At 48.5% G+C, this 11,113-nt stretch carries 11 protein-coding genes and 1 pseudogene; 5 read left to right on the forward strand and 7 right to left on the reverse strand.

Annotated elements, in window-relative coordinates; translation table 11 throughout:
• The first annotated feature begins 71 nt into the window (after nt 1-71).
• A complete protein-coding gene (locus N836_RS53990) occupies nt 72-1,721 on the forward strand; it encodes an IS1634 family transposase (protein ID WP_031292849.1) in 1,650 nt (549 codons plus the stop codon).
• Between the two features lie 310 nt (nt 1,722-2,031).
• Here the strand turns inward: N836_RS53990 and N836_RS53995 are convergent, their stop codons facing one another.
• The 6 genes from N836_RS53995 to N836_RS54015 all read right to left on the reverse strand — a co-directional run bounded on the left by N836_RS53995 (nt 2,032) and on the right by N836_RS54015 (nt 6,597).
• A complete protein-coding gene (locus N836_RS53995) occupies nt 2,032-2,262 on the reverse strand; it encodes a photosystem II protein, Psb35-related (RefSeq protein ID WP_023073174.1) in 231 nt (76 codons plus the stop codon).
• Between the two features lie 72 nt (nt 2,263-2,334).
• A complete protein-coding gene (psb34, locus tag N836_RS75875) occupies nt 2,335-2,505 on the reverse strand; it encodes a photosystem II assembly protein Psb34 (RefSeq protein ID WP_023073175.1) in 171 nt (56 codons plus the stop codon).
• A gap of 267 nt (nt 2,506-2,772) precedes the next feature.
• Nucleotides 2,773-4,095: a pentapeptide repeat-containing protein gene (locus N836_RS73385; protein WP_023073176.1), complete on the reverse strand. Its 1,323-nt coding sequence runs from the start codon at nt 4,093-4,095 to the stop codon at nt 2,773-2,775.
• A 10-nt stretch (nt 4,096-4,105) separates the two neighbouring features.
• A complete protein-coding gene (locus N836_RS74190) occupies nt 4,106-4,867 on the reverse strand; it encodes a hypothetical protein (protein WP_023073177.1) in 762 nt (253 codons plus the stop codon).
• Between the two features lie 4 nt (nt 4,868-4,871).
• Nucleotides 4,872-5,486, reverse strand: coding sequence for a hypothetical protein (locus N836_RS54010; RefSeq protein ID WP_023073178.1), 615 nt, complete (start codon nt 5,484-5,486; stop codon nt 4,872-4,874).
• Between the two features lie 4 nt (nt 5,487-5,490).
• Nucleotides 5,491-6,597, reverse strand: a complete 1,107-nt coding sequence (locus N836_RS54015; protein ID WP_152532148.1) for a hypothetical protein — start codon at nt 6,595-6,597, stop codon at nt 5,491-5,493.
• A 237-nt stretch (nt 6,598-6,834) separates the two neighbouring features.
• Between N836_RS54015 and N836_RS54020 the strand changes: the two genes are divergently transcribed.
• Nucleotides 6,835-7,161 carry a hypothetical protein gene (locus tag N836_RS54020; RefSeq protein WP_023073180.1) on the forward strand — a complete coding sequence of 109 codons (327 nt, stop codon included), beginning with the start codon at nt 6,835-6,837 and terminating at the stop codon, nt 7,159-7,161.
• Between the two features lie 529 nt (nt 7,162-7,690).
• On the forward strand, nt 7,691-8,203 hold the full coding sequence (locus tag N836_RS54025; protein ID WP_023073181.1) for a hypothetical protein: 513 nt from the start codon (nt 7,691-7,693) through the stop codon (nt 8,201-8,203).
• Nucleotides 8,204-8,392: 189 nt separating this feature from the next.
• On the opposite strand, the gene N836_RS54030 is transcribed toward N836_RS54025, so the two are convergent.
• The gene (locus N836_RS54030; RefSeq protein WP_023073182.1) at nt 8,393-9,670 is read right to left on the reverse strand and encodes a glycosyltransferase family 61 protein; all 1,278 of its coding nucleotides are present in this window, start codon (nt 9,668-9,670) and stop codon (nt 8,393-8,395) included.
• 888 nt (nt 9,671-10,558) lie between these two features.
• On the opposite strand from N836_RS54030, the gene N836_RS54035 reads away from it, so the two are divergent.
• Nucleotides 10,559-10,816, forward strand: a complete 258-nt coding sequence (locus N836_RS54035) for a hypothetical protein (RefSeq protein ID WP_023073183.1) — start codon at nt 10,559-10,561, stop codon at nt 10,814-10,816.
• Between the two features lie 94 nt (nt 10,817-10,910).
• A pseudogene (locus N836_RS54040) lies at nt 10,911-11,113 on the forward strand (hypothetical protein); the annotation flags it as partial.

Genomic DNA, 11,113 nt, shown 5'->3' on the forward strand with positions numbered 1-11,113 from the left:
CCCTCTGGATTGTCACATTTGGAATAATGAGCGATGATACACGTCAACATCGTCGCAAAGGGTAGCCTCTTATCGATATCGTCGTCCAAACCGTAGACCATCTAGGCATCGTCGCGGGTATTGTCGATGAGCTGGGTGTGGTTGAGACCATCAATGAGTGTCTTGGCCAAGATCCGCATGAGCAGATCAGCGCCGGGATAGCAGTAAAAGCGATGATCTTGAATGGGTTGGGGTTTGTATCTGCCCCGTTGTATTTGTTCGAGCAGTTTTTCGAAAGCAAAGCCACCGAGCATCTGCTAGGCTCCGATGTCTTGCCTCAGTATCTGAATGATGATCGCTTAGGGCGTGTGTTAGATCGTCTCTATCAAACGGGCATCACATCTGTGTTTTTGGCCATTTGCCTGGAAGCCGTCAAGCGCTTTGACGTTAGCTGTGAGCGAGCCCACTTAGATGCCACGTCGATGAGTGTGTCTGGGGACTATGTACAATCGACTGATACGGGTTCCCTAGCCGCAACGGTGCCGATTCAAGTCTGCCATGGCTATTCGCGTGACCATCGCCCTGACTTGAAACAGTTTGTGATGAATCTGGTGTGCTGGGGAGATGGCGATATCCCAGCCTTCCTCGAACTGGCCGATGGGAATCAATCGGATAAAGCTCGCTTTGCCGGACTCCTCGGCGAGTTCCAGCAACAATGGGAGTTTGAAGGGGTCCATGTTGCCGATTCGGCGCTCTACAGTGCCGATAATGTGCAGCAATTGGGAAGCTTGCGGTGGATCTCTCGGGTACCGTTAACCCTGGCCCAAGCCAATGCCCTGATTGAAGACATCGACGACAGTGCTTTTCGTCCCAGTCAGCGCGACGGGTATCGCATCGCTGAGGTGTGTTGCACCTATGGCGATGTACAGCAACGGTGGATTGTGGTTGAATCGAGCCACCGTCAAGCCTCGGACTTGAAACAATGGGAGAAGCGGTGCGCCAAATCCACCCAACGCAAACAAACTGAGTTAGACCGTCTTAGCCATCAACCGTTTGCGTGTGAAGCGGATGCCCAGAAGGCAGTAGAGCGGTTTGAGAAGACCTTAAACTACCATCTCATCACGGACTCTAACATCGTTAAACAGGCTCACTATGGCCACCCCGGACGACCGGCCAAAACCGCCCCACCGACCTCCGTGAGCTATCACGTTCAGGCCACCTTGACACTCGACCCTGAGGCCGACGCCCTGCAACGGCGCAGAGCAGGACGATTTATCCTGGCCACCAATGTCTTGGCATCACCTGAGATCCCTCTGGAGGAGGCAGACACTGACTCAATCCACCTTTCAACCGATGAGATTCTCTCCGAATATAAGGCGCAACAGGGCACCGAGCGAGGGTTTCGGTTTCTAAAAGACCCATTATTTTTCACCTCCAGTGTCTTTCTTAAATCCCCTGAGCGCATCATGGCGTTGGGGATGATTATGGGCCTGTGTTTACTGGTCTATAATCTAGGCCAGCGACAACTTCGAAATGCTTTGAAAGTTGCCCATGAAACCCTGCCTAACCAACTTGGTAAACTGACTGAAACGCCGACGCTACGATGGGTCTTTCAATGTTTCATGGCCATTCATATGGTCAGTATTAATGGCCAACAGCAGATCGTAAATCTGACCGAAAATCACCGAAACATTCTGCGTTTCCTTGGCTCTGCTTCACAAGCCTACTACTTACTCTGTTGAGAAAACGCATTATTGTCAATGTGCCACTTAAGAGGGCGGAATGTCGGTTTAAACCTAATGTCGTCACATCGCTATGGGTGAGGTCTCTGCCAAGCATGGTAAGGCTAAACCAACAGCTGTGTCCAAACTCGTGGGTAAGTGCTATGTAGAGTCAGATTATAGACGCTACATAGCTTTAGCTGAATTGCTTGAACTAATGGGAGGTTGAAGTTTGCACAGGCGAAGAGACAAAAAAAGATCCCTAGGATAGGAGAGAGAACCCCTAGGGATCGATAGAATAAGTTTGAGGTGACAGTTAAAACTAAGGTAATTAGCTGTTGGCTACGTTGCTGGTGTAAGCATCACCACCAAAGGCATAGGTCCGTTCGCTGAAATCAGTCTCACGACCGGTAACCAACTTGGCAACAGTCTCGAAACCTTCGGAGTTCCAGTTGCGCTCGTGGATAGGCTTGGACTGCTCTCCGAGGAAGTAGGCCTGGGTGCCAATAACGGCGGCAGCTAACCAACCCACAATAATGACGGCTAATAAAATTCCAAACATAGTTTTGTCTCCTGACGGTAAAACGTGTTGTGAAGAGGACAGGCGTTGACGGATCAATGCTGTTTACGTGAACTAGCTCACGGCTAGGGCAGTCAGCGTCAATGCACTGATGAGTAACGTGGCGAGACCACCCTGGAGCAGATAACGACGCTGCTGCTCAGGTGCGGGATAGGACGCTAGATACATATTGGGCTCTGTGGCGTAGTTATTGAGCTGCCCGGTTTCGTTAATGGTGGTGTACATAATGGGATGTCCTAATGTGATGACTGGTTTCTTATGTAAATCAATGTAACGCAAAATGTAACGAATTGCAAACTTGCTTGACAAACTTGCTTTTGCTGCGTTCGTAAATCAAGGCGATGAATGGCTATAGGGCATCGTGGCCAGCGGGGCGGTAAGCCGCGCTGGCGAAGACTGTAACTGGGTTTAAGGTGTGTTAGACGGTGGCGGTTCCGCTGGCTAGGCGGGTGACGAGGGCTGAGATCGCGACCGGAAAATACAACGTTAGGTCTAATTACTCGGCGGCAGCTGCTCCGGCTGCACTTGCTCTATCTGGGATAGCGGCACGTTGAGGACGTCGGCCAGCTGCGCCAGGTCAGCGGTAAAGGCAGTGGCACCAATGGTGAGCGTAGTTGCGATCGCAACCAGCTTTTTCAACCGCCGACCGATGCGGTCTTGGTCGGGCTGCTCTTCTGCAAGGTCGCGTTCCAGGATGTCGAGGGCGTCGTTGGCGTCGTCTTTTTGGTCGGTGGGGAAGGTTTGGGCCTGGTCGCGGAGGGCGGCGATTAGACGGGTGATGTCTTCGGTGTTGGAGCCGTAGTTGTTGATTGTTCCGCCGATTTGGTCGCCTTGGACGGTTTCGGCGAAGCCGCCTGCGAATTGGGCTTCTCGAAGGTCGTACTTAGGAGTTTCTTGTCCTTCAGCCATTTTCTCTACCACCTTAGAAAGTCGTGTTCGTTCATCGCGCTCAACCTTGAGAATTGATTGAATATCGTCTAGGTGAGCACCTTGTAATCGAAGTTGTTTCTTATATTGTGATTCAATCTGTTTGAGGTTAATCTCGTAGCGCTCATAGGCAACCTTCTCAATTTCAGCCTTATCTGCTTCTGGTGGCACGGCCAAACGAATTTCAAAGCTACTCTGGGCTTTGCGCTCAATGCCTTGAACCGCTAAGTTCTCATCACCATACTCGGATTGCAAATCTTGAAATGATGAGAGGAAGGCTTTCCAGTCAACGCTATCAACAAAGAACAGATCGACAGTTTCTAGAAACTTTTGAAACCGTTGGGTAAACTCTCCTGGTTGGAAGCTACCGCCATAAGGACGACGTTCTTGCAAATTTTCTTTGAGATAGGCATGCTCACAAACAACATCTTTCAAGTTGGTAGCACTGTTAATATGCCAGTCTTCAATGCAAGCACCTGTTAAGATAGCGCTCTCAAAATTAGTATCCAACATTCGAGCTCGGCGCAGGCTGGCTCCACTCAGATTGGCATAATTCAAAGTGGCTCCACTCAGGTTGGCCTCACTCAAGTTTGCAAAAGATAAATTAGCTGCTCCAAGGTTAGCTGCCCCAAGATTAGCTGATCTAAGGTTAGCTAAAGCCAGGTTAGCTCCACGCAGGTTGGCTGCTCTAAGGTCAGCTTCCATCAAGTCGGCTCCCATTAGATCGCCCCCACTCAGGTCGATTTCACAAAGGTTCGCTCCATTCAGTTTCAAGTCAGACAGGTCGGCTTGAAACCAGTCAAGTTGAACATTAGGATTCTTTTCTCTCCACTGATTCCATTCTTTTACTCCCTGTCGCAACCGATCTAAGTGCTCTGCATTCGTCACTTCATCACCCTCACCTCAGCAACTCTACCGACACACCTGAAATCTTTCGCTTTCCTTCAACAACAACTTTCAATATCTCCAACGCAGGCCGCTCCGCCTCAATCAGCCTCGCCACCCGCGTCACCTGACTCGCTCGTATATACTCACTCACCCGGCCCTTATGGCTATCCCAGCGATAGTAATAACTCACGCTAGGATTCGCCCGCTTCTTATTACCAGTCCGCTCCTCAATCCAGCCTGAGGCATTACCAGGAGCCCGATGCTTCCGCCGACTTCCCTCCGCATCCAGCGGCTTACGCACCATCGTCCGTCGTCCCCCAGAACGCGGATCTACACGCTGATAGACCACCGGCTCAGACAACAACGCCAGCTGCGTATCGTTCAGAATGTCATCCGTGCGCAGCTGCCCCGCTCGTTCTGCTTTGAGCACACGCTTACGGCCCATTTGTTTAAGGTCATAGGTGCCATGGCAGGGAGCACAGAGCGCTTTTAGGTTGTTGAGATCGCAATTCCCAGGCTCATGATCTAAGTGAGCAACGGTCAACGTAAACCGCCCCAACCGCGCCACCGGCTCCGCGTCTTCGACCACATCCCACAGCTCCGACACCTTGGGATGATTGGAGCGCTCGATTCTGGTGATGGCGTCGTCCGGCGACTCCCCAGGCTGACGACAGGGTCGCCCGCATTCGGTACAACACCAGTTGGCTTCGGTTTTGATTTCTAGGGCTAGCTCCTCCCAGTTTTCAGGATAAAGACTGCGGTCCATTGGCATGGTTCTATCCTCCCGTTAACCGAGACATTGTCGCTAAAATCTTCTGCTGTTCCGGCGTTAGTTCAACCGCTTCAGTAATCGCATCCACCATCATTGGCTTGAGTTGAGCTTCTAGCTCGTCCCAGGAGTGCGATGCTCCGCTGGAGCGGCTACGCCAACGCAACTCCTCAAACGGTACCCACTGCTCATCCACCAGACACACCATGGTTGTCTCGCCCTGACGTTGGGACGCCAGCACTAAGCCACGTCGCCGCGCTTCGTCGTACCAGGTCGCCCAGTCGCTGTTGTCGGTCGGCTGCTCCGGCTGGGCATTCAGTGTTTCGGCGATTAGCTCGCCTAGCGCAGGCATGGACACCTCTGAGGTATCAAGAGGACGCGCGGTTAGTTCAACGCAGTCAGTAATCGTTTCGTCGATCAGGTCGTCGGCCACCAGCGCCGCTTTTGCTTTATAAAACTGGCGTTCGGGAAAATTCCAGCGTTGGCAGAACTCAGCCACACTCTCGATTTTCCAGGGTTCTCCTGGGGGGCGATGGGCCAAGAGCAAACAATGCAGATAACCCTTAGGCGTGTAGTGCTCTGCTTCCCATAGCTGTTTGATATCGTCTGGAGACAGATTCATAGCATCACCCCGCTTGCCGCATGTCGTCCGCAGCTGCGCCCGGAGGCCCCGCCGCTAAATCCCATTCTGCCTGGAGCTGCAGGATATCGATATGACAGCGATCAGCGTCGACCTGCAACTGCGGGGTGATCGGGGTTTGGGTAGCTATGGCATTTTTCAAACGATGCAATACGGCTGACGGTTCTAGCTCCGGTACTGGCTCAGAATTCTGTTCTGGGGGAGCTGGCTTCCAGCGGGGACCATCCGAGCCGATATCGATCTTCCATTCAGGGTGGGTTGCGATCGCATTTTGAATCCCTTTACGCATGGGCGTTATAGACCACAGTTTTTGATAACGTGCCAGTTTCGCCTCAATGCTCTCATCTTCTGACTCAGGCGCTTCTGAGGGCAGCGGCGGCGGAAGGGGATCTATTTGCTGTTGGACAGATTGCCATGCCTCATATTCACGCAAGTTGGCAGGATTGACGCTCTGTTTCTCTAGCCACAGTTCCCGAAGTGTCGGTGGATCTGGTAAACGACTGGCTTTAGCAAGCAACCAATCTCTGTAATTTGGTTCGATTTCAAAATTAAGAATTTGGTTTTCTCTCTTTTTTAGAGAATTCTGATCTTGATTGAAATCTAATGAATGATATTGAGGAGTCTTAGAAATCTTGATATCAAAAGCTTTCAGCGATTCATTTTCCGAAATTTCGGACTGAGTTCCGATTTCTCGGACTGGAGTTTGATTTTCTGGACTGGATCCCGAAATTTCGGACTGAGTTCCGATTTCTCGGACTATTTTTTTGTCAGAGTATTTTTCGGGTGACTTGCTACCTGCTCGGTTTCGGACCCGTAAGGAAACATCTTCAAACTCAAACAGCTGCTCGCGCTCTAGAACGGACAGCGCATCGTAGTAAGTCGATTTACTAATCCCTAAGCGTTGTCTAGCCATTTGACCACTGGTATCCACAAACCGATTGCCGAAGGGATCTACAAGGGAAAAGTACAGGACTGTACGGTACTGAGCAGCGGTTAACTTTGCATCTATCAAACGGTTAACCGCTGCTTCATCCAAAAGCACGTAGCGTGAACTTTCTTCCAGGGGGCTGGAAGAATTACGTATTTTTGTCATATAATCAGACCAGCTATTTTGAATTTTGCTTGACTGCAGCAATGCAACCAAGCCTTTGACCCATCTCTGCCAGGAGGTGGGTTTTTAACTTTTTAGCCCTATCTCTGCGAAACAAGGGGACTTGCTTGACAAAGGTGGCATAATGAAGCCAAGAATTACCACTAACGGTAATTCTTGAAACTCCAATCAAAGTTGTTTGTAATCATACACCAAGTGATTACTTTTTAAAGTAACAGGATGAATTTTTCCAAAGCCTTTGATCTCACTCTGAAGGAATTCGGTCTAACTGGTAAGTCCCTTGCAATCAGTACAGGGTTGCGGGAAGCCACAGTTAGCAATTTTCGCAACGGAAGCGACATACGTTCAGATAACCTGGAAAAACTGATTGGAGCCTTGCCGCCTGAAGCTAAGCAGTTTTTATTTCTTAAAGTCTTTGTTGACGATTTAACCCCCGAAGCTATTGCTACCATGCTGGGTCTATTAGCAAGCCGACTAAAAGAAACCCAAAGTAGCGAAGATCACATGGACAGTTCAGTAGTCTCGCCAAGCCTGACGTCTGCATAAGTGTACATAGTGACTTCTATGTGGGTGAAAAACACAGGAATTCAATGAATAGCGCAGATAAAAAGTCATCTGAGAGTTTAATTACTGAAATTTACCAATGCATTGAACAGCTATCGATACCGGAAAAGCCGCTCTGTCACAGCATTTAATCAGTACAAACGAGTTAACCGTTGTTGTCAGCAGTCGAGCAACGTTTATTTTCCTGAAACCCAAGGCTCTGTAGTTGTGCAATAGGCTATCGACCATCGTTGTTTTCGAGTCTGTCTAGCGTGAGCAAGCGAATCACATAAAAGCCGTGAGAAGGGAGAAGACTTTCTCACGGCTTTTATGTGTTCAAAATAGGCAGGGTACAAGCTGAGATCGCAACCCACCACCCCTGTGACCCCTATCACCACATTTCCTCAGCTAAATTCAGAAACCCCTTAAGCAACCTTCAGTTACCCGTCAGATAGCGTTCAGCTACCCCCGGCATTCTTGTAATCAATGAAGCAAGTAAACACACTTCACTGATACCTAAGGAGCTTTAACCATGAAACGCACACTGCTTTCTGCTTCAACCGTTCTCGTTGCTGCCGCTGCGATCGCACCCGTTGCTGCCGCCGTTGAGCCCGCTAGCTTCAATATTCAGTCCGCTCGCCTCGAAGCCCTTGACCGCCGCACTAAGAATACCATTCACAAACTACGCCTTGAGCATCTCAACAACCAGACCAAGGCCATCGCAGATATTCAAGCTACTCGCTTAGAGGCCCTAGACGCCCGCACTAAAACAACAATTGAGCAACCAATCCAGGTTGAATATCTGAACAACCAAACTAAGGCCGTCGAAGACATCCAAGCTGCTCGGATAGAGGCCCTAGACGCTCGCACCAAGAACAGCGTTCACAAGTTACGTCTGGAGCACCTTAACAACCAAACTAAAGCCGTTGAGGATATTCAAGCCGCTCGTTTGGCAGCATTGGACGCTCGCACCAAAGCTATCGATAACATCCAGGAAGCTCGCCTAAACGCGCTGGACGCTCAGGCTAAGTCCGCGAACAGATGACCGAACTGTTGCGGTACTCAGGCTTGGTTGCCCGGTGCAGACTCCGTAATCTGTGAAAGGCTTCATTCCCAGGGCACCCTTTTTTCACTCAAACTAACGGTTACGAATCGTTGCCTCGCTAACGTCCAACCGTTCAGCGATTTGTACAGGGGGTTCGAGTCGTAGCGTGAGCTCCTGTTCCATTCCTGCTCAAATGCCGAGACCAACTAATTCAAGGATTTGTCTCAGTCCCTGGATGTCGACCGTTATATCCACTCTGTTGTTATGCTTGAGCTTCGCCCAAACCTCTGGATTGTAGTTCTGTGGAGGAGCGGGGATAAGCGTCCCTTTTCCCACTAAGTAATAATAGTTTAGTCCTAGTTGATTGCTCAAAATCCAGTAACAAGGGTTGATATATTCTGGCGGGAAAATGTCGATTATTTTGGTACCTGGCTGACAGAAAATGATATTCGTTAATGCAGAACCGTGAGGGGCAACAATACAATCTGCTGTTGCAAAGATTTTTGCTTGTTCAGTAACTGATCGCCCAGCCAGCGTTATGCTGCGGAAACCCAGAGTCTCTAAATACTGAACAACCTCGATCTCGTTGCATACTCTTCTTGTTTTAGCATCATCCCGGCTAATGTAGAGATACTTTCCACTGATAACCTCACCATTTTCTACTTCATTGTCGTTCAAAATGCGCTTACGCAAAAAATCAATCACCCAGGGTTTAGGGACATTACGCGGAATAGAGGGGACGATAAGTCTGCTGGCCTTAATATGACTGTATTTCCGACTAAATAAAATCTTCGCATCTGGAATACCAACTTTCTGAAGTGTTTCCTTCTGAAAGGGTAAATGAACCTTATTGATGATAAATTTGTCGATGGAATCGAGGGCAATACCGCTTTTCTCTAGAAGATGATATCTTGACAGAATATCAAACATCCAGTGCCAATAAGTATTACCACCTGCAGTTGCTAAAACAGCGACAGTTTCTTTAAGGTAAGAGACCTGAGGCAATTTCATCCTGAAAAAGATAGAGTGTTTTCCCTGGTTATAATCAAACTCTCTGGATAGATCACTTAGTAAGTAGTCGTCAGGGGTGATTACACTTGCAGACGAACTATAAATTCGCCCATCTGAGATGGTAACCAAAAAGTCGATAGGACTTTCATAATTTGGAGCACCTAATAATCTGCGAAACTGCCATGGAGGATCAATTTGCAACCCTTTAGGGTCTTCTATTTGCCTCCTGACCTCTGCTGGATAAAGCGCTTGATAGTGTGCCTGAAAATTACAATCCTTGGCTTGAGATCTAACAAACCAATCATAAGTTTCTTCATAAATATCTTTAGGAGGCCCCCAGTATTCTGAACTAGTGGGAAATTTACTAATTATTTTGGCCAGTAAGTATCTGCCAAGTTTCTTAGCTATTTTGTATTCTTTTTCTATATCCAAACTTAACTGTTTTTTGATCGTCACAATATCAACCTAAAATAATGCTTTTTACAGATGCTAAGTGTGATGGATAGCCAATACGAACCTTGCCGGCAGTCGAAAATCTTAATGGCTATCTGACTCGTCTGCATCATTGCGGCAGAGAGTTTAGCTCAATAGACCTTGAAAGTGCTCACCATCATTCACAATTTTCATCTCCAATGTCCCGATGGGATAATTGCTGCTCAGCACTTATTTGACTATAAATCTCTTGACTTGTTTGAGTGAATTTTAGACCATATGGGTGCTCTTTTCCTGGTTCACCGATCGTCACTCCAGCCCATCTCAACCTTTAGGATGGAATGAAGATCTACGACTGCCTTCGTCACTGACCAGCAGTCATCGCCCAATCATCGGACTGATGCCGATGAGGAAAACCTTGAACTGATAGCTCCTAGGGAGGTTGGGGGAGGTTATATCTCCATGAGATCGCAGGAGTTTTCAAGCTTCCCCCCAACTTTTTGGCACTCTCCAACCACAGCGCCCATAGATGTATCTCACTGATTGATAGAAACAACAGTGATAAATAACAACGTTAACGTTTGTATCAGAGAAGAGATACTGAAGCACCGTAGGAATATCCTAAGGACATGGGCTGAAAGGCTCATAGCCACAACAAAAGGAGGTCTAACGATAGATATTTCGATAGAATTATCCGACTGTTCAACAACAGCACCCAAACACATCACTGATATTTCTTCTTACTTGCACTAGAGAGCTCTGTTTATAGTAGGTTTGCCTGATATACAACAACTCTGAAAGGTTTTGCTTAATGTAGAAGAGTTCCTCAGTCAGTTGTTCTGGGTGCTGCTGTGCTTTAAAGCTATGATCGCAACCCAAGCCCAGTAATCTTAATGGTTGTATAAGGAGACCATGGGATTATTTGGCAAAGGCTCCTATGTAACTCTCTCTGGCCTAGAGTGGATTCATGAAAAGAGTGCTTTATTGAATTCCACTTTATATCTAAACCGAAGCCCCCATGAGCCTCAGCGTCCGTGGGGGCTTCGGTTTATTGAATCGATATTGGGCGATTACGCACTGACCAGTCAGCGCTGGCGCGATCGCAATCGCCCACTGCCCTCTGTGACCCCCATCACCACATTTCCTCAGCTAAATTCAGAAACCCCTTAAGCAACCTTCAGTTATCCGTCAGATAAGCCTCAGCTACCCCCGGCATTCTTGTAATCAATGAAGTCAATCACTGATTCCTCAAGGAGCTTTAACCATGAAACGCACACTGCTTTCCGCCTTAACTGTTCTCGTTGCATCCGCTGCGATCGCACCCGTTGCTTCCGCCGTCGAGCCCGCTAGCTTCAATATTCAGTCCGCTCGCCTCGAAGAACTCGACGCACGCACTAAGAATTCCGTCCACAAACTACGCCTTGAGCACCTCAACAACCAAACCAAGGCCATCGAAGATATCCAAGC

Source organism: Leptolyngbya sp. Heron Island J (assembly GCF_000482245.1).
Classification (GTDB): domain Bacteria; phylum Cyanobacteriota; class Cyanobacteriia; order Phormidesmidales; family Phormidesmidaceae; genus Leptothoe.

What these genes read in the sequence shown, in the direction of transcription:
- N836_RS53995 (WP_023073174.1), bottom strand. Translation starts at nt 2,262, where the DNA reads ATGTTTGGAATTTTATTAGCCGTCATTATTGTGGGTTGGTTAGCTGCC.
- psb34 (WP_023073175.1), bottom strand. Translation starts at nt 2,505, where the DNA reads ATGTACACCACCATTAACGAAACCGGGCAGCTCAATAACTACGCCACA.
- N836_RS74190 (WP_023073177.1), bottom strand. Translation starts at nt 4,867, where the DNA reads ATGCCAATGGACCGCAGTCTTTATCCTGAAAACTGGGAGGAGCTAGCC.
- N836_RS54010 (WP_023073178.1), bottom strand. Translation starts at nt 5,486, where the DNA reads ATGAATCTGTCTCCAGACGATATCAAACAGCTATGGGAAGCAGAGCAC.
- N836_RS54015 (WP_152532148.1), bottom strand. Translation starts at nt 6,597, where the DNA reads ATGACAAAAATACGTAATTCTTCCAGCCCCCTGGAAGAAAGTTCACGC.
- N836_RS54020 (WP_023073180.1), top strand. Translation starts at nt 6,835, where the DNA reads ATGAATTTTTCCAAAGCCTTTGATCTCACTCTGAAGGAATTCGGTCTA.
- N836_RS54025 (WP_023073181.1), top strand. Translation starts at nt 7,691, where the DNA reads ATGAAACGCACACTGCTTTCTGCTTCAACCGTTCTCGTTGCTGCCGCT.
- N836_RS54035 (WP_023073183.1), top strand. Translation starts at nt 10,559, where the DNA reads ATGGGATTATTTGGCAAAGGCTCCTATGTAACTCTCTCTGGCCTAGAG.